This is a genomic window from Pseudoxanthomonas sp. PXM03 (assembly GCF_014852005.1).
In the GTDB taxonomy this organism is placed as follows: Bacteria; Pseudomonadota; Gammaproteobacteria; order Xanthomonadales; family Xanthomonadaceae; genus Pseudoxanthomonas_A.
The window spans coordinates 713,309-731,991 of record NZ_JACVAU010000002.1; the positions used below are offsets into that span (position 1 = coordinate 713,309).

The 18,683-nt window shown below is 66.4% G+C and carries 14 protein-coding genes; 5 read left to right on the plus strand and 9 right to left on the minus strand.

What is annotated here, in order from left to right:
- Positions 1 to 4: 4 nt before the first annotated feature.
- Positions 5 to 835 (minus strand): AraC family transcriptional regulator, encoded by an 831-nt coding sequence (locus IB223_RS12165; protein WP_192201986.1) that lies wholly within the window; start codon positions 833 to 835, stop codon positions 5 to 7.
- A gap of 123 nt (positions 836 to 958) precedes the next feature.
- Between IB223_RS12165 and IB223_RS12170 the strand changes: the two genes are divergently transcribed.
- Positions 959 to 1,387, plus strand: a complete 429-nt coding sequence (locus tag IB223_RS12170; RefSeq protein WP_192201987.1) for an organic hydroperoxide resistance protein — start codon at positions 959 to 961, stop codon at positions 1,385 to 1,387.
- Positions 1,388 to 1,428: 41 nt separating this feature from the next.
- Complete coding sequence (locus IB223_RS12175; protein WP_192201988.1) at positions 1,429 to 2,370, plus strand: alpha/beta hydrolase; 942 nt, start codon at positions 1,429 to 1,431, stop codon at positions 2,368 to 2,370.
- A 273-nt stretch (positions 2,371 to 2,643) separates the two neighbouring features.
- Here the strand turns inward: IB223_RS12175 and IB223_RS12180 are convergent, their stop codons facing one another.
- From IB223_RS12180 to aspS, 3 genes are all read right to left on the minus strand, one after another.
- Positions 2,644 to 3,165, minus strand: a complete 522-nt coding sequence (locus tag IB223_RS12180; RefSeq protein ID WP_192201989.1) for a GNAT family N-acetyltransferase — start codon at positions 3,163 to 3,165, stop codon at positions 2,644 to 2,646.
- Between the two features lie 93 nt (positions 3,166 to 3,258).
- The gene (locus IB223_RS12185; RefSeq protein ID WP_192201990.1) at positions 3,259 to 3,537 is read right to left on the minus strand and encodes a DNA primase; all 279 of its coding nucleotides are present in this window, start codon (positions 3,535 to 3,537) and stop codon (positions 3,259 to 3,261) included.
- Between the two features lie 16 nt (positions 3,538 to 3,553).
- Positions 3,554 to 5,305: an aspartate--tRNA ligase gene (gene aspS / locus IB223_RS12190; protein WP_192201991.1), complete on the minus strand. Its 1,752-nt coding sequence runs from the start codon at positions 5,303 to 5,305 to the stop codon at positions 3,554 to 3,556.
- Between the two features lie 165 nt (positions 5,306 to 5,470).
- Between aspS and IB223_RS12195 the strand changes: the two genes are divergently transcribed.
- Positions 5,471 to 6,382: a DUF3011 domain-containing protein gene (locus IB223_RS12195; protein ID WP_192201992.1), complete on the plus strand. Its 912-nt coding sequence runs from the start codon at positions 5,471 to 5,473 to the stop codon at positions 6,380 to 6,382.
- A gap of 165 nt (positions 6,383 to 6,547) precedes the next feature.
- Here IB223_RS12195 and IB223_RS12200 read toward each other — a convergent pair whose 3' ends face one another.
- From IB223_RS12200 to IB223_RS12210, 3 genes are read right to left on the minus strand one after another with little or no spacing between them, the layout of a single operon-like run.
- Complete coding sequence (locus tag IB223_RS12200; protein WP_192201993.1) at positions 6,548 to 7,165, minus strand: hypothetical protein; 618 nt, start codon at positions 7,163 to 7,165, stop codon at positions 6,548 to 6,550.
- A gap of 45 nt (positions 7,166 to 7,210) precedes the next feature.
- The gene (locus IB223_RS12205; protein ID WP_192201994.1) at positions 7,211 to 7,546 is read right to left on the minus strand and encodes a zinc ribbon domain-containing protein; all 336 of its coding nucleotides are present in this window, start codon (positions 7,544 to 7,546) and stop codon (positions 7,211 to 7,213) included.
- A 54-nt stretch (positions 7,547 to 7,600) separates the two neighbouring features.
- Positions 7,601 to 9,451 carry an ABC-F family ATP-binding cassette domain-containing protein gene (locus tag IB223_RS12210; RefSeq protein ID WP_192201995.1) on the minus strand — a complete coding sequence of 617 codons (1,851 nt, stop codon included), beginning with the start codon at positions 9,449 to 9,451 and terminating at the stop codon, positions 7,601 to 7,603.
- 204 nt (positions 9,452 to 9,655) lie between these two features.
- Between IB223_RS12210 and IB223_RS12215 the strand changes: the two genes are divergently transcribed.
- A complete protein-coding gene (locus IB223_RS12215; RefSeq protein ID WP_192201996.1) occupies positions 9,656 to 12,046 on the plus strand; it encodes a TonB-dependent receptor in 2,391 nt (796 codons plus the stop codon).
- 170 nt (positions 12,047 to 12,216) lie between these two features.
- A complete protein-coding gene (ybaL, locus tag IB223_RS12220; protein WP_192201997.1) occupies positions 12,217 to 13,905 on the plus strand; it encodes a YbaL family putative K(+) efflux transporter in 1,689 nt (562 codons plus the stop codon).
- Between the two features lie 9 nt (positions 13,906 to 13,914).
- Here the strand turns inward: ybaL and IB223_RS12225 are convergent, their stop codons facing one another.
- Both IB223_RS12225 and IB223_RS12230 read right to left on the minus strand, forming a co-directional pair.
- On the minus strand, positions 13,915 to 16,161 hold the full coding sequence (locus IB223_RS12225) for a bifunctional diguanylate cyclase/phosphodiesterase (RefSeq protein WP_192201998.1): 2,247 nt from the start codon (positions 16,159 to 16,161) through the stop codon (positions 13,915 to 13,917).
- A gap of 153 nt (positions 16,162 to 16,314) precedes the next feature.
- Complete coding sequence (locus tag IB223_RS12230) at positions 16,315 to 18,561, minus strand: bifunctional diguanylate cyclase/phosphodiesterase (protein WP_192201999.1); 2,247 nt, start codon at positions 18,559 to 18,561, stop codon at positions 16,315 to 16,317.
- Between the last annotated feature and the right edge of the window lie 122 nt (positions 18,562 to 18,683).

Below are 18,683 nucleotides of genomic sequence, written 5' to 3' on the forward strand. Positions count from 1 at the left end.
GGGCTCAGGCAGCCGCTCCGGCCTGGCGTTTCCATTCGCGCGGCGACAGGCCGCTGTGTGCCTTGAACGCACGCGACAGCGCGGCCTCGCTGCCGTAGCCCACGTCGGACGCAACCACCTTCAACGGCTTGCCGCGCTGGAGCGCCTGCTGCGCCAGGCCCACGCGCCAGCCCTGCAGGTACTGGCCTGGCGTGATGCCCAGCGCCTCGCGGAAATGCGTGGCGAACACGCTGCGCGACATGCCCGCCACGCGCGCCAGCTCATCCAGCGTCCAGTCCTTCGACGGCGCTTCATGCATGGCGACGATCGCGTTGCGCAGGCGCGGATGGGAGAGGCCGGCCAGCATGCCGCCCTTCACCTCGCCCGTTTCCATCAGTTGGCGCAGGATCTGGATCATCACCACTTCGAACAGCCGGTTGACCAGCGCGGTGCGACCACAGCGCTGGGTGAAGGCTTCCTCGAACAGCAATGCCAGCACGTCCGACGCGCCGAAGATGCCATCCAGCGGCAGGCACACCACGTCCGGCAGCGCGGCACAGATCGGGTTCTGCGCGCCACCTTCGAACCGCAGGTTGGCGCACGCCATGTCCGCGCCTTTTTCCGCATCGCTGACGAACCGGTGCGACATCGCGCGCGGGTAGAGCAGCAGGCTGGGCCGGTCGATCTGCAGCGAGGTGTCGCCGTGAAAGACCTCCAGCGGCCCGCGCCGGATCAGGTGCAACTGGCCCACGCCCGCCTCGCCTTCCAGCGTATTGATGCCGCACAGCGCGCCGGCATGGAATACCTGCGCACTCACCGAAAAACGATCCAGCAGGACTGCCAGCCTGTCGACCATGATGAAACTCCTGATCAAGTTTTCAGGATTCTACATCACCCTTCGTACTGCCTGGCGGCGCAAAGTACACCTCACCGGACGACACCCCGTCTGGACCACCCACTCACCAGAAGGAACACCGCCATGTCCATCGAAAAGATCCTCTACACCGCCACCGCCACCGCCACGGGCGGCCGCGAAGGCCAGGCCACCTCGTCCGACGGCGTGCTGGACGTCAAACTGTCCACCCCGCGCGAACTGGGCGGCGCCGGCGGCGACGGCACCAACCCCGAACAACTCTTCGCGGCCGGCTACTCGGCCTGCTTCCTCGGCGCGCTGAAGTTCGTCGCCGGCAAGCAAAAGGTGGCCCTGCCCCCGTCCACCACCGTCACTGGCAAGGTCGGCATCGGCCAGATCCCCACCGGTTTCGGCATCCAGGCCGAACTGACCATCGCCGCCCCGGGTGTCGCCCGCGAGCAGCTGCAGGCCCTGGTCGATGCCGCCCACATCGTCTGCCCCTATTCCAACGCCACGCGCGGCAACATCGACGTGACGCTGGTGATCGCCGATTGACCTTCCTTCCTGACCCACCACCCTTCGCAGGAACCGACACCATGAACGCCTTCACCCGCACCCTCGCCGCCACGCTGCTGGCCGTCGCCACGCAGGCCAGCTTCGCCGCGCAGCCCGCGCCCGCCACCGCCCCGGTCGCTGTCGAACGCACGGCGAGCTACATCACCACCGCCGATGGCGTGCAGCTGTACTACAAGGACTGGGGCCCGAAGAACGGCCCGGTCGTCACCTTCAGCCACGGCTGGCCGCTGTCTTCGGACAGCTGGGAATCGCAGATGATCTTCCTGGCCTCCAAGGGCTACCGCGTGGTCGCCCACGACCGCCGCGGCCATGGCCGCTCCAGTCAGCCGTGGGACGGCAACGACATGGACCACTACGCCGACGACCTGGCCACCGTGATCAACACGCTGGACCTGAAGGACGTCACCGCGGTCGGCTTCTCCACCGGCGGCGGCGAAGTGGCGCGCTACATCGGCCGCCACGGCACCGGCCGGGTCAAGAAGGCCGTGCTGATCAGCGCCGTGCCGCCGCTGATGCTGAAGACCGCCGACAACCCGGGCGGCCTCCCGCTCGAAGTCTTCGACGGCATCCGCAAGGGTTCGCTGGACAACCGCTCGCAGCTCTACCTGGACATCGCCTCCGGTCCGTTCTACGGCTTCAACCGCCCGGGCGCCAAGGTCTCGCAAGGCCTGATCGACAGCTGGTGGGCGCAGGGCATGCAGGCCGGCCACAAGAACACCTACGACTCGATCGCCGCGTTCTCGGCCACCGACTTCCGCGGCGACCTGAAGAAGTTCGACATCCCCACCCTGGTGATCCACGGCGACGACGACCAGATCGTTCCCATCGACGCCTCCGGCAAGGCCTCGGCCGCCCTGATCAAGAACGCCAAGCTGATCGTCTACCCCGGCGCCCCGCACGGCCTGACCGACACCCACAAGGACCGCGTCAACCAGGACCTGCTGACCTTCCTGCAGAAGTAAGCACAGCGCCACAAACAGCAACGGCCGCTAACGCGGCCGTCTGCTTTTGATGTTCCCTGCATCAATGCGCCAGCAAGCCCACCAGACCCAAAGGGCGGCGGGCAGGACGCCCGCCGTTTTCCGATTCGCCAGGAGGGCGAACCGGAAAATCCACACAGCGCCCGAGTTATGGGATTGCTTCGTCGGGAAAAGCGCTTTCTTTTGGTGACTTTTCTTTGCGCTTACAAAGAAAAGTTACCCGCTGGCCCGCAGGGCTAGCGGAACGCTTTTGCGTCAGCCGAATGAAGCATCCCGCCGCAGAATGAACTCATCATCCAGCGTCTTCCCTACCGCAAACTTGTACCCGCCCACGCGCAAGAACCCCTGCCGCTCATAGAACCGCTGAGCCCCGAAGTTCTCCGACCACACCCCGATCCACAGCGTCCGCGGCCCATCCTCCAACAACCACCGCTCGACTTCCGCGAACAGCTTCCCGCCCCACCCACCATTCTGGTGCGACGCCAGCACATACAACCGCTTCAGCTCACCATCACCGACCTGCACGTCCGGATGCGGCAACCCGCACGGCCCCGCCGCCGCATGCCCCACGGCCACGCCGTCGTCTTCCAGCAACCACACCGCGTAATCCGGATGCGCGAGGATCGTCCGCTGCTTGCCCACCTCGTAGGCATCGGCGAGGAACGCCGCCAGGTCCTCGGCCGGATACAGATGGCCGAAGGTCTCGGTGAACGTACGCGACGCCAGGTCCGACAGTAGGGCGGCGTCTTCGAGGGTGGCGCGGCGGATGGACGGCATCGACATGATCATGTGGGAGGGACCTGAGCCCCGGCGAGAACCCAGCGCCCGTGTTTACTGCGGTCGGGGCTGAAGCCCCTCCTACAGAAGACCTTATTCCTCTTCGTCCGCCTCGTCTTCCTCGTCGGCGTCCTCGTCTTCTTCCTCTTCGTACTCTTCTTCGTCTTCTTCTTCGTAATCGTCTTCGCCGAAGTCCTCGCCATCCCAGCGACCCTGGCCGTCCGGCACGAAGGTCACCGCCATCGCCGCCGGCGACGTACCGACGCGCACCAGCCAGCCACCGAACACGCGCGCGCGCTCCGTCACCAGCGCCGCATCGGCGCCTTCATTGCCCAGGCGCTCCCATTCCAGCGAAAAAGCAAACTCGGTCATTGCGTGGTTCTCTCGATCAATCTTTCTTAGGACGAACCTGGATATGCACTTCCGCCAGCTGCTCATCCGGAATGGGCGACGGCGCACCGGTCATCAGGCACTGCGCGGTGGTGGTCTTCGGGAACGGGATGACGTCGCGGATCGACTCCGTGCCCGCCATCAGCGCCGCGATGCGATCGATGCCGAACGCGATGCCACCGTGCGGCGGCGCGCCGAAGCGCAGTGCATCCAGCAGGAAGCCGAACTTCGCTTCCGCTTCTTCCGCGCCGATGCCGAGCAGCTCGAACACCGTGCTCTGCATCTCCGGGCGGTGGATGCGGATCGAACCGCCACCGATCTCGTTACCGTTCAGCACCATGTCGTAGCCGCGGGACACGGCGGTCTTCGCGTTGGCGCGCAGGTCGGCGATGTCGTCCACCGCGGGCGCGGTGAAGGGATGGTGGAGCGCGACGTAACGCTGCGCTTCCTCGTCCCATTCGAACATCGGGAAGTCGGTGACCCACAGCGGCTTCCAGCCGTCCTGTACCAGGCCGAAGTCCTTGCCGGCCTTCAAGCGCAGCGCGCCCATGAAATCGCTGACCTTGTTGTAGCCGCCCGCGCCGAAGAACACGATGTCGCCGTTGCCGGCGCCGACGTGCTTCACCAGCGCCGCGAAGGCATCTTCGGTGAAGAACTTCTGGATCGGCGAGCTGATGGCGCCCGCTTCGTCGATCTTGATGTAGGCCAGGCCCTTGGCGCCGTACTTGGCGGCGTGCGCGGCGTACTCGTCGATCTGCTTGCGGCTCAGCGAAGCACCGCCCGGGATCCGCAGCGCAGCGACGCGGCCGTCCGGATCGTTGGCGGCAGCGGTGAACACCGCGAACTCGCTGGACTTCACCAGCTCGGCCACGTCCACCAGTTCAAGCGCGATGCGCAGGTCGGGCTTGTCCGAACCGTAGCGACGCATCGCCTCGGCCCAGGTCATGCGCGGGAACTGTGCATCCAGCTGCACGTCCATCACTTCGGCGAAGATGTCGCGGATCATGCCCTCGACCGCATCCTGCACATCGCGCTCGCGCACGAAGGCGAACTCCATGTCGAGCTGGGTGAATTCCAGCTGGCGGTCGGCGCGCAGCGCTTCGTCGCGGAAGCAGCGTGCGATCTGGTAGTAACGGTCGAAGCCGGCCACCATCAGGATCTGCTTGAACAGCTGCGGCGACTGCGGCAGCGCGTAGAACTCGCCGGGGTGCATGCGCGCCGGCACCAGGAAGTCGCGCGCGCCTTCCGGCGTGGCCTTGGTCAGGATGGGCGTCTCGATGTCCTGGAAGCCGCGCGCGTCCAGCCAGCGGCGCAACGCCTGCACCAGCTTGATGCGGGTGCGCTGCTTGCGCTGCATCTCGGGGGTCCGCAGGTCCAGGTAGCGGTACTTCAGGCGGATGTCTTCGCCCGGGTTCTCGTGCGCATGGAACGGCAGCGGCTCGGCCTTGTTGAGCACGGTGATCCTGGTGGCGATCACTTCCACCTGGCCGGTGCGGATCTTGGTGTTGACGGCTTCGCGCGCACGCACGACACCCTCGACCTGCAGCACGTCCTCGTAGCCCAGCGACGCGGCGACCTTGAACACCTCGGCATTGGACGGGTCCACGGTCACCTGCACGATGCCCTCATGGTCGCGCAGGTCGATGAAGCACACGCCGCCGAGGTTGCGGGCGACGTCGGTCCAGCCGCACAGGGTCACGGTCTGGCCGATCAAGGCCTCGTCGACGAGGCCGCAGAAATGGGTACGCATGGGGGCTCCACAGGTCGTCCGGCAGTGCCGGAAGGTTTCAAAACAGCCACTGGCTGGTCAAGCCGGCTAGTTTACCCCGTCATCCGCCCGCCTACCCTTCCGGCCTTCCCTGCATGGCCTTAACGGGTCCGGCGTATGCTGGCGCCTCCCTCGGAGGGTACCGCCATGAAGAAGCCGTTGTTGCAGTCCGTCCTCGTACTGTTGCTGGCCTTCATGGCCGGCAGCGCGGTCGCCCAGGTCGGTACGCGGGCCTATGCCCCGGAAGACCTGCGCCAGTTGTCCGTCCAGGACCAGACGCGCGTGATCAGCCTGGAATACTCGGAACAGTCCCGCGGTCGCCGCATCCCGGACGACCAGCTCCGCTTCTACCTCGACCAGGTCAACCGGTCCCGTTGGACCTTCAGCCGCATCAAGCAGGACATCGCCCAGTCGCTCGGCGGCAACAATGGCGGCTGGAATCCGAATCCGCCCGCCAACGGCCAGGTCACCTGCGAGAGCAAGGACAACCGCCGCCGTGAATGCCGGACCGGCTTCCGGCGCAACGCCGTGCTCGCGCAGAACCTCTCGAGCACCCGCTGCGTGGAGGGCCAGAACTGGGGCAGCGGCAATGGCGTGGTCTGGGTGGATCGCGGCTGCCGCGGCCGTTTCACCGAGGGATCGGGCGGAGGCTCGGGCGGCTCCACCGTGGTCTGCGAAAGCGCCAACAATGCCTATCGCGAATGCCGTACCCACTTCCGCGGACGCGCGGTGGTCCAGCGCAACCTGTCTTCGACCCGCTGCAACGAGAACCAGAACTGGGGTCAGCGCCAGGGCATGATCTGGGTGCGGAGCGGCTGCCGCGCGGAGTTCCGCGACTCGGGCAACGGGTGGGGCGGTGGTGGCAACAGCGGCTACACCATCACGTGCAGCAGCGACGACAACCGCCGCAAGACCTGCGCCTACGACCCGCGCCAGGGCCGGCCGATCCTGCAGCAGCAACTGTCCAACACCAGTTGCCGCGAAGGCTACAGCTGGGGCTACTCCGGCACCCAGGTGTGGGTGGATCGCGGTTGCCGCGGCCGTTTCGGGCCACGCTGAGCCGCCGCTCGTTGCGGTCCCGTCAACGGACCAAACGGCAACGTCCACTTGGGTCCCAGCTTTCGCTGGGACCACGGAGTCGGGTGATTGCAGGCCTTCGCCGTCCCAGCGAAAGCTGGGACCCATTGGGGTTCTTGCCTCCCGCTAGGCAACGAGGCTGGTGCCTCAGCCGCCCCCGTTGCTACCCCACGGCGCTGGCGGCAGTCCAACCGGCGCGGTCAGATCGAACTCCACCCGGAACAACCGGCCATTCGGCCGGCTCAGTTCGTAGACAAAGGTCTTGCCTGGCACCAGTTCTATGGCCCAAGTGTTATTGAGCGAAGCATTCAGGCCTTCGCGCTTGAACATCGCCACCGATTCGGCATCCACGGGAAACGCCTGCCGCTGCGCCGTGCCGGCATCCACCGTGTCTCCACCGTACATCGTCACCGCGTCCGGACTGCCGTCTTCGTGGCGATGGTCATGCTTCAAACGCAGGCCGACCGCCGTACGCGTGACCACCCAGGTGCGCGAGTGGTCGTCGCCGACATGGAACGGCACGCGGATCTCGCGGGCAGGGTCATCGCAGCCACGTACATGCATCACCAGCGCCTTGCCCTCGAACGCGTCCGGCGTGGTCGACGCGGGCTGGTTGGCGGTAATACGGCCCGCATAGGCCTTGCCGCACTGGGCCGCCAGCGCAGCGAGGAAGGTGTCGGCAGGCGTCGATGACGACGCACCCGTGGATGACGTGGCGCAGCCGGCGACGGACAACGCAGCGAACGCGAGCAGGGTCTTCTTCATGGCATCCCTTCTTTGCAGGAAGGGATGCACCTTACACCGCCGGCCTCAGGTCGAGGACGTCGACGACGGCGTTGCAGGCTTGGCGTCCGTCTTCGCAGGCGCGCTTTCGGTCTTCGCCGGCGACGACTCGGCAGGCTTGGACTCGCTGGACGGTTTGGCGCCTTCGCCACCGTCGGCCAGGTTGCGCTTCTTGTCGCCGTCCTTCTTGAAATCGGTCTCGTACCAGCCACTGCCGGCCAGCCGGAACGACGGCGCGGTGAGCTGGCGCTTCACCGCCTGCGCACCGCATGACGGGCAGGTATCGGGGTCGGGATCGGACAGCTTCTGCAGTCGGTCGAAACTGTGGCCGCACTGGGTGCATTCGAAAGCGTAGATGGGCATGGGAATGATGGGCCGAACGGACGGGGGGTGGTGTGGGGATGCCAGGTGCGCGAATCAAGCGTCGTCGTACAACGCCGACCAGGCCTGCTCCGCCTTGGCCAGTTGCTGCTGCAGCGCCTCGCGGTCCCGACCCAGCCGCGCAGCCAGGTCGGCATCGGCATAGGTCTGCGAATCCGCGAGTTGCGCATCCACGTCCGCCAGCTTGCCCTCGAGGTCGGCAACTTTCGCTTCGGCCTCGGCGAGTTTGACGGGATTGATCTTGCGCGACGGTGCCGGCACGGGCTTCGGGGGCGGCGCCGGTTCGCTGCGCAGCGGCTTGCTGCCCTGCGCGGAGGCGCGCGTGCGCAGCCAGGCGGCGTATTCGTCCAGGTCGCCATCGAACGGTTCGACCACGCCATCGGCCACGCGCCAGAACGTATCGCAGACCAGGCCGATCAGGTGGCGGTCGTGCGAGACCATGACGATGGCGCCATCGAAGTCGCTGAGCGCTTCGGCCAGCGCTTCGCGCATTTCCAGGTCGAGGTGGTTGGTCGGTTCGTCGAGCAGCAGCACGTTGGGCTGCTGCCACGCGATCAGCGCCAGGGCCAGGCGCGCGCGCTCACCGCCGGAGAAGCCATCGACCGGTTCGAACGCGCGGTCGCCGGGGAAATTCCATTTGCCGAGGAAGTCGCGGAACGACTGGTTGCTGCCATCCGGCGACAGGTCACGGAAGTGGTCCATCGGCGACTGGCCTTCGTGCAGCGATTCCACCGTGTGCTGCGCGAAGTAGCCGATCCGCAGGTCCGGGTGCGCCATGCGGTCGCCGGCCAGCGCGGGCAACTCGCCCACCAGTGTCTTCACCAGCGTGGTCTTGCCGGCGCCGTTGGGGCCGAGCAGGCCAATGCGCTGCCCCGCTTCCAGGCCGAAGCCGACGTTGTGCAGGATCACCGCGTCCGGCCCATAGCCGGCTTCGACATGATTCAGGCGGATCAGTGAGAACGGCAGTTTGGCCGGTTCGGCAAACTCGATGCGGAACTCGCGCTCGGCGCGCACTGCCTCGGTGCCGGCCAGCTTGGCCAGGCGCTTCATGCGGCTCTGTGCCTGCGCGGCCTTCGAGGCCTTGGCCTTGAAGCGGTCGATGAAGCTCTGCAGGTGCGCGCGCTCGGCCTGTTCCTTCTCGTGCGCGATCTGCTGCTGACGCAACTGCTCGGCGCGCTGGCGTTCGAAATCGGTGTAGCCGCCCGTGTAAAGCTTCGCGCCGCCACCGTGCAGGTGCAGCGTGTGGGTGGCGACGTTGTCGAGGAACTCGCGGTCATGCGAGATCAGCAGCAGCGTGCCGGGATACTTCAGCAGCCACTGCTCAAGCCACAGAACCGCGTCCATGTCGAGGTGGTTGGTGGGTTCGTCGAGCAGCAGCAGGTCGCTGGGCATCATCAGCGCACGCGCCAGGTTCAGGCGCACGCGCCAGCCGCCGGAGAACGACGAGACCGGCCGATGGTGCGTGTCGGCGGGGAAGCCCAGGCCGTGCAGCAGCTTGCCGGCGCGCGCCTCCGCGTCGTAGGCGCCGATCTCCGCCATGCGGGTATGCGCGTTGGCCACCGCCTCCCAGTCCTCGCGCGCAGTGGCGTCGGCCTCGGCCTGCAGCACGGCGGCCACCTCGATGTCGCCACCGAGCACGAACGACAGTGCCGGATCGGGCAGCGATGGGGTTTCCTGCGCCACGCTGGCGATGCGTACCTTGCCGGGCAGGTCGAGGTCGCCCTTGTCGGCTTCCAGTTCGCCCTGCACGGCGGCGAACAGGCTGGACTTGCCTGCGCCATTGCGGCCAACCACGCCCACGCGGTAGCCCGCATGCAGGGTCAGGTCGACGTTGGACAGCAACAGGCGCTCACCGCGGCGCAGCGCGAAATTACGAAGGGAGATCAAGAAACAACCTAAGGGGATTTGGGGGGAAGCGGCCGCGTAGTTTATCGATAGCGCCTCTGTCCACAGTTGTTAAGAAACCATTGACATCCATGTCATGGCCCTGTAACCAGAGTCTGTAGCGCCTAAGTCCATGGTTTCAAAGGAAACTTTGCAAGCCCTGATCCATTTCAAGCATCACTTCGCAGTCCTTCCCGGAGCTCCCCCATGACCCGCAAGCTGTCGCCCCTGACCTTCGCCATCAGCCTGGCGCTGGTCGCCCCCGCCGTATTCGCCCAGGAGTCCGCCCCTGCCGAGGCGCGCACGCTGGACACCCTGATCGTCACCGGCACGCGCGTCTCCGACCGCACCGTCGCCGAATCGCAGTCGCCGATCGACATCATCACGCCGGAGGCCCTGCAGGCCACCGGTACCACCGAACTCGCAACGGCACTCGCACGCGCCCTGCCCTCGCTGAACTTCCCGCGCCCGGCCGTCACCGACGGCACCAGCGGCGTCCGCCCGGCGCAGCTGCGCGGCCTGTCGCCGGACCAGGTGCTGATCCTGGTCAACGGCAAGCGCCGCCACATCTCGGCGCTGGTCAACGTCAACGGCAGCATCGGCCGCGGTTCGTCGGCGGTGGACCTCAATGCCATTCCCGTGTCGGCGATCGAACGCGTGGAAGTGCTGCGCGACGGCGCTTCGGCGCAGTACGGTTCCGATGCCATCGCCGGTGTGGTCAACATCGTGCTGAAGGGCGCGGGCGAAGGCGGCCGCCTGGCGGTGGATGTGGGCGGCTATTCCGCCGGCGACGGGCGCAGCACGCAGCTGTCCGGCGATACCGGGGTGTCCTTTGGCGGCGGTCGCGGCTTCGTGCACGTCGCGGGGCAGCTGACCCAGCAGGACGAAACCAACCGCGCCGGTCCCTACCAGGGCACCGCACCCAACACCGGCAACAATCCCGCCATCGGCACGGTGGCCTTCGTCTACGGTGATCCGCAGGTGGATGCCGGCGCGGTGTCGGCCAACGCAGGCTTCGACTTCAGCGACAACGTCAGCGCCTACGCCACCGCCATCGCCAGCAACCGCGACATCGTCTCGTTCGCCTTCTACCGCTCGATCGGCCACAACGCGCTGGTGCCGCAGGTGTATCCGGAAGGTTACGTGCCGGAGATCAACCAGCTCTCGCAGGACCGCTCGCTGGTGGCGGGCGTCAAGGGCGACACCGAAAGCGGGTGGAAGTGGGACGTCAGCTACAACTACGGCTACAACCACCTGAAGTTCCACACCCAGAACAGCATCAACTACAGCCTGGGCGCGACCAGCCCACGTCGCTTCTACGACGGTGCGCTGGAGTACACCCAGAACGTGCTGAACGCCGACATCAGCAAGGCGCTGGAGATCGGGCTGGCGTATCCGGTCACGCTGTCGTTCGGTGCGGAGTACCGCGAGGAGAAGTGGAACCAGTCGCCTGGCGAACTGGCCTCCTACACCGGCAGCGGCGCACAGGGTTTCGGTGGCTTCACCCCGGCCAACGCCGTGCATTCCGACCGCGACAGCTATGCGGCCTACGTGGGCCTGGAAGCCGACCTGACCGAGAAGTTCTCGGCCGGCATCGCCGGTCGCTACGAGGACTATTCCGACTTCGGCAGCGAGGTGTCGGGCAAGCTGTCGGCGCGCTATGCCTTCACCGATGCGGTAGCGCTGCGCGCGACCGTGGCCAGCGGCTTCCGCGCGCCGGCGCTGGCGCAGCAGTACTACCAGGTGGTGACATCGCAGTACAACGCCACCCTCGACCGCTTCTTCGAATCGGGCACGTTCCCCGCCACCGGCCCTGTCGCGCAGGCGCTGGGAGCCGATGCGCTGACCGCGGAGACCTCGCTGTCATACGGACTGGGCCTGGTGCTGCAGCCGGTGGATCGCCTGTACGTCACCATCGATGCGTACCAGATCGACATCGATGATCGCATCGTGCTGTCCTCCAACCTGCTGCTGGGCGGCAACGCGGCGGCGCAGGCGCTGCTCGCCAGCCTCGGCGTCAATGGCGTCACCAGTGCGCGCTACTTCACCAACGCGGCCGACACCCGCACGCGCGGCGTCGACGTGATCGCGCAGTACACCGTGCCGTTGGCCAACAGCAGCCTCAACCTCACCGCCGGCTACAACTACAACAAGACCGAGATCCAGCGCATCGCACCGAATCCACCGGAGCTGACCGCCCTGGGCGCGAACCTGTGGCGCATCGGCCGCGATGAGCAGGGCCGCATCGAGGAAGGCTATCCGCGCGACAAGACTACGCTGACGGCGGCATGGAACCTGGCACGCTGGGACTTCACCTTCGGCGCCACCCGCTACGGCGAATTCACCACCCGCGTCAGCGAGACCGGCAATCCGGTCAACGACCAGACCTACGGCGCCAAGTGGATCCTGGATGCCTCGACCAGTTACCGTCCGAGCGAGAACTGGACGCTGACGCTGGGCGCGGACAACCTGCTGGACGAGTATCCGGACCGCACCATCTTCCCGAACTCGAACAGTGGCCAGTTCCCCTACAGCAGCCAGTCGCCGGGCGGTTTCAACGGCGCGTACGTGTACGGGCGCATCGCTTACACGTGGTAACACGCTGCGTTGCCTGATGCACCCGGAACGCCCCGCCCCGTGCGGGGCGTTTCCGTTGTGGCGATGACGAAAGGCGCGGGACACGATACGCCCGATGGCCCGTGCCGGTTTGCGGCGGAGCGTCCGCATCGGCGACACTCGACGCTCATGCCGAGGAAAAACGCCCATCGATGCATCATGACACCGACCTGATCAACATCATCGCGGTGGGCTTGGCCCTGGCCTTCGTGCTGGGTGCGATCGCCCACAAGCTGCGCTTGTCGCCACTGGTCGGTTATCTGCTTGCAGGCATCTTCGTCGGTCCGTTCACGCCCGGCTTCGTGGCCGACCAGGAGCTGGCCAACCAGCTGTCGGAACTGGGCGTGATGCTGCTGATGTTCGGCGTGGGCCTGCACTTCTCGCTGGAGGATCTGCTGGAGGTCAAGGCGATCGCCATCCCCGGCGCCATCGCGCAGATCGTCGTGGCCACGGCGCTGGGCTGGGCGCTGGCATGGGGCATGGGCTGGACGCCGTTGAACGGCTTCGTGTTCGGGCTGGCGCTGTCGGTAGCGAGCACCGTGGTGCTGCTGCGCGCGATGGAGGACCGACGCCTGCTGGATACAAAGCGCGGCCGCATCGCGGTGGGCTGGTTGATCGTGGAAGACATCGCGATGGTGCTGGCGCTGGTGATGCTGCCGGTGCTGGCGGAAACCTTCGGCGACACGGCAGGCAGCGAACCCGCCAGCTTCGGCACCTTCGCCGTGGCCATCGTGTGGACGCTGATCAAGCTGGGCGCCTTCGTCGCCTTCATGCTGGTGGTCGGCCGCCGGGTGATTCCGTGGACGCTGGAGAAGATCGCCGCCACCGGTTCGCGCGAGCTGTTCACGCTGTCGGTGCTGGCGATCGCCCTGGGCGTGGCGTTCGGCTCGGCCACGCTGTTCGGGGTGTCGTTCGCACTGGGCGCGTTCTTCGCCGGCATGCTGCTCAACGAATCCGAGCTGAGCCACAAGGCGGCCAACGACTCGCTGCCGCTGCGGGATGCCTTCGCGGTGCTGTTCTTCGTATCGGTCGGCATGCTGTTCAACCCGGCGATCCTGGTGGCGCATCCGTGGCAGGTGCTGGCCACCTTCGGGATCATCGTGGTGGGCAAGTCGGTGGCGGCGTACTACATCGTCAAGGCGTTCAAGCACCCCACCGGCACCGCGCTGACCATCTCGGTCAGCCTGGCGCAGATCGGCGAGTTCTCCTTCATCCTCGCCGCCCTGGGCGTCTCGCTGAAGATCCTGCCCCCGGAAGGCCGCGACCTGATCCTGGCCGGCTCGCTGCTGTCGATCATCGCCAACCCGTTCCTGTTCTCATGGCTGGACCGCTGGCAGAAGAAGAAGGAGGCGCTGGCACCGGTGCCGGCGGAGCCCGAGATACCGCCCGGACCATCGCTGGACGTCACCGACCACGCCATCATCATCGGCTACGGCCGCGTGGGCAGCGAACTGGCGCGCGTACTGCGCGACCGCGGCGTACCGCTGATCGTCATCGACGACAACGGCGACCACGTGGCACGCGCGCACGATGCCGGCATTCCGGCCATCCGCGGCAGCGCGGCAGCCGACAAGGTGCTGGCCGAAGCGCATCCCGAGCGCGCCAAGATCGCGGTACTGGCGATTCCCCAGCCCCTGGAGGCCGGGGAGACCCTGGCCAAGCTGCGTGCGATCAATCCTTCGTTGACCCTGCTCGCCCGCGCGCACAGCGAGGGCGAAGTGAAGCATCTGCTCGAGCACGGTGCCGACGGTGCCGTGCTGGCCGAACGCGAACTGGCGTTCTCGCTGGCGGAGATGGTGATGTCGACACCGCCCTACCGCCCGCAACGCATCAATAGTTGAGCCAGCGGATCAGCTGCGGAAAACGGCAGCCTCTGCGGCAGTTTCCGCCAGCACCTCGGCCAACGGCCGCGGGGCACCGTACAGGTAGCCCTGCACGCGTTGCACGCCCAGTTGCCGCAGGCAGTGTTCCGTGGCTTCGTCCTCGACGAACTCGGCCACGGTGATCGCGCCAAAGGCGTTGGCCACGGCAACGGATGCCTGCACGACCGCATGGTCCTTGCCCAACTGGGCCACGTTGCGGACGAACGAGCCATCGATCTTGATGACATCGACAGGGAGTTCGCGCAGGCGCGCGAAACTCTGCATGCCGGTGCCGAAATCGTCGATGGCGATGTGGCAGCCCAGCGCGCGCAGGTCAGCCAGCAGGTGGCTGGCGGCGGCCGTGTTGGAGATGGCGGCAGTTTCGGTGACTTCGAAACACAACGCGCTCATCGGCAGCGGCGAACCTGCCAGCAGGGTGCGCAGTTCCACCTGGAAACTCATCGAGGCCAGGCTCTGGCCGGTCAGGTTGATCGCGATCTCGCGGCAATGCGGCAGCGCGGCGGGCGACTTGCGCAGCAGGCGGAACAACGCGCGCACGACCGCCAGGTCCAGTTCCGCACCGCGGCCAGCCGCCTCCAGCGGCGCCATGAAGCGCGCGGGCGACATGATCTCACCCCGCTCGTCCAGCAAGCGGCACAACACCTCCCCCGTCAGCCCACGTGGCTCGCCATGGACATCGGCAAGTTCGCGGATCGGCTGGAAGTACAACACCACGCGCTCGTTGCGCAGGCTCGCCAGGGCCTCGGTGGCGTCGTGCAGTTGCCGGCGATGCGTACGCCGCAACTGGCTATCGCCGATATCGGTGTAGCGGGGCCTCAGTTCGCCATGGTGGCGAGCCTCGAAGGCCAGATGCGAAGCAGCGACCACCGCCGCATCGATCACGCTCGCCTGCGCGCCGTTGAACGCGGCCACGCCCAGGTAGGGCAGCAAGCGCATCGGCTGCCCGCCCGCATCGATCTCCGCGTGCTCCACGCGCGCCATGACCCGCTCCCACAGATCGGCGTCGCGCGAGAACTTCGGCAGCAGCGCGAACTGCCCAGTGCCGACGTAATACGTCTCCACGATGTCCTCCAGGCGCCGTGCGGTCGCATTCATCGCCTGCGCCTGCGTATCCAGGCCGAAGCCCGCCACCAGCGTGTCGGTCTGGTCCAGCAGCAGGTACCCGAGTTCGGTCCGCGCGAGCGGCCGCGCCACCCGCTCGCGCAACGCCTTCAGGTTGGGCAGGCCGGTGATCTGGTCGCGCAGGGTCTCGCTGGAAAGCCGTTCGGCCAGTTCGAAGCGGTCACGGTTGGTCAGCCACAGGTACATCATCGCCAGCAGCAGGATGTTCAACTCCAGCGTGATGTGCAGCAGGTTGAAGAAGCCCACCGGACTGTTCGCGTATTCGGCCGTGCCCGCCACCATGCCCACCAGCAGCAGCAAGGTCAGCGACAGGGCGGCCATCGCCCACCGCGACGACAACCGCAGCATGCTCCAGCCCAACACCAGCAGCAGCGCGAAGCGATAGTCCATCAGCACCATGCGCGGCGCGGTGCCGTCCGCCATGTAGGCCTGGCGCACCAGTACCGCCATCCACACGCTGAGCACCAGCCCGGCCGCCAGCGCGACCGGCCATATCCAGTGCGAAGCAGCATCGAGCCTGGGCGCGGGATACCCGCGTTCCCGCCACGCCACCACCAGTGGCAATGTCACCACGGCCACGCCGAACTGCTTGGCGAAGAACATCTGGAACGCCGAACTGATGGCCAGCGCGGATGTCGAAATCGCCGCGATGCTGAAGCCGGCAAGCGCGAGCACCAGCGGATAGAGCAACAGGCCTATCGAAGCGAACCGGACCAGGTCGCGCCGTTGCACGCGCTGGCCGGGCGCACGCGGCCACCGCATCCATCGCGCGCACGCCAGGCTCCAGCCCAGCGTGAAAAGATAGCTGGCCGCACCCCAGGCAAGCACCGGACCCGGTTGCCACTGGTCGAAATAAAGCTGGCGCACGGTCCAGCCCACGAACGTCAGCAGGAAACAGCCCGCCACCACGCGGCGATCCCTTTCCAGCATGGCGATGGCCAGCAGCAGGCCCGCATGCAGGTGGACTAGGGAAGCGTGGGCCAGCTCGCCGAAGAAATCGATGCGGTAGCTGATGGGGATCTGCTGCAACAGCAGGCACAGCCCACCCAGCAGGAGCACTTTCGTGCTTCCACCCATTCTGTGCTCTTCCATGTGGACACCGTTGGCAACCATCAGTCTGCTGGTCCCCCGACGCGTCGCCATCCTGCCACGGATTCCTGAGGGCAGGCCATCGCCATCGCATTTGCCCAGATTCAGGCTCAACGGGATGGGCGGCGCCGGCCGGCCACCACCAGAAAACGAACATCAACGCGCGTGGAGGCTGGAGTCGGGCAGCAACCAGTCGAAGATGGGACGGGGGCGACCCAGATGGTAGCCCTGCCCCCACTGCACCCCCAGTGCGCGCAACTGCAGTACCTGGCTGGCGTTCTCCACATATTCGGCAACCGTCGCCAGGCCGTGAGCCTTGGCGACCGCTACGGCCGCCCGCACGATTTCCAGGTCACCCGGCTCGGTATCCAAGTGGCGGATGAACTGGCCATCGATCTTCAGGCTGTCCACCGGCACCTGTTTCAGGCGCTCGAAGTTCTGCACTCCGCTGCCGAAATCATCAAGCGCCAACCGGCAGCCATGTGCTCGCAGTTCCTGGAAGAGCTTGAGGGCGGAATCCTGGCTCGCGATCACGGCGGTCTCGGTCAATTCGAAGCACAGCGCGTGATGATTCAACGGCGAGCATCGCAACAGGTCGGCAAAACGCGCGCGGAACGAGGCGGACGCCAGGCTGCGACCGCTCAGGTTGATGCCCAGGCGCGCGATGCCGGGCATGGCGTCGGGATGCTTCTTCAGCCAGTCGAACAGGCATTCGACGACCGCGATGTCCAGATCCGCCACATGGCCGCTTTCCTCCATGTCGGGGATGAATTCGGCCGGCATCAGCAGCCGCCCCTGCGCTGTGCGCAGGCGGCACAACACCTCGCCCTGGAACCCGGACAGCGTGGCGCCTCCATCAATACGGACGATAGGCTGCAGATGCAGTTCGATGCGCCCTGCGTGCACGCACTCCAGGGCCTCCGCGGAGGCCACCAGCCGATGCTGCCTCGCCAACACGGCGCTCCCCTCCCGCGTGGATACGTAGTGCATCGGACTGCACTCCCCCTCGCGACGTGCGCACAGGGCTGCATCGCACGCATTGGCAAGACATTCGTCCAGCGACTGCGCGCCCAGCCGTTCGGGACGCACCAGGCCCAGATAGGGGTTCAGTCGCAGCTGCGCATCCTTCCACTGGAACACATGCCCCTGCAGGCGTTTCAGGATGTCGTCCCACGCGCACGTCTCGCCGCCCGTGCCGGCAGGCTGGCGTGGCAGCAGGACGAAATGCCCGCCCCCCAGGTGAAAGGTACGCGCCAGCGGTGCCATGATCCGCCCCGCTTCGCGCAGCAACAGCGTTTCGGCGCGCCAGCCATAACTGCCGAGGACACGTTCCACCTGATCAAGCAGCAGGAAGCCCATGACGGGCGGCGTCGCGGGAAGCATTCGCCAGGCTTCCTGCAGGGCGTGGGCATTGGCCAGTCCGCTGCTCGCATCATGCCGTCCCATCTTGCGCACATGCCGATAGCGTTCCATGCGTTCGCGGTTGAGCAGGAACAGCAATGCGAGCACCAGCACCATGAAATTGCATTCGACCATGTGCACCAGCAGGCGCTGCATCTGCACTGCAGACTCCGCCTGCTGGGCCTGGTCAGTCAGCGCATGCAACAACAGCAGGTGGGTCACCGTCAGCAACGGCATCGAATACTCCACGCGCCAGAGCAGCATGGCGATGGCCATCAATGCGCCGATCAACGTGCGATATTCGTAAACCAGTTCAAGCCATGGCCGGACCACGCCATCGCTCGAGTGCTCAAGCAGCGCCCCCACCACCAGCACCAGACACAGCCATGCCACGATGACGAACCAGCGATGCCCGGGAACCTGTCGCAGGCGCTCATCGCTCCACACCAGCAGGAAAGGCAATGTCAGCATGCCCACGCCGACATGCTTGGCCAGCAGCAGTTGCAGCGACGCGCTCGCCACTACGGGCGCACCCTGCCCGATCAATGTGTACAACGCTGCCGCCAGGGTCGCCCAGCCGATAGGAAACAGCAGCAGGCACACGATCAGGTAACGCCCGATGCCCGACACCTGCATGCGTCGGCGACGGCCCATGGGGCCGCCGGCCCATCCTGCACATGCCACGGTCCAGCGCCATTGCAGCATCATCGCCGCGGCAACGGCCACGATGTAGAGGGGCGACAGCGGTACCTGCAGCTGCGCACGCCACCACCACTGCACGAAATTGGCCAGGAACGCCATTGCCAGCACCCGCCAGTCGCCCCCCAACAGGGCGATCGCCATCAGCAGACCGGCATGGGCGTGCAGCAGCGAGGCCTGTCCGCCCTGCCAGCGTTCACCGAAGAAGTGCGCGCCATACCCGACCTCGATGCTCTGCAGCACCAGACTGGCCAGCGATACGAGGCCAGCATCAATCCACCATGCACGGGGTCGTGTGTCCATCGTGGCGCGCATCCCTTCACGTGATGACGGGATGCACGCATCGACGTGCTCCCCCGCTAGGGAGGCACACTACTCTGGCATTCGCGCGTGTGCGATACCGCGCATGCAAGTGTGATTTGAAC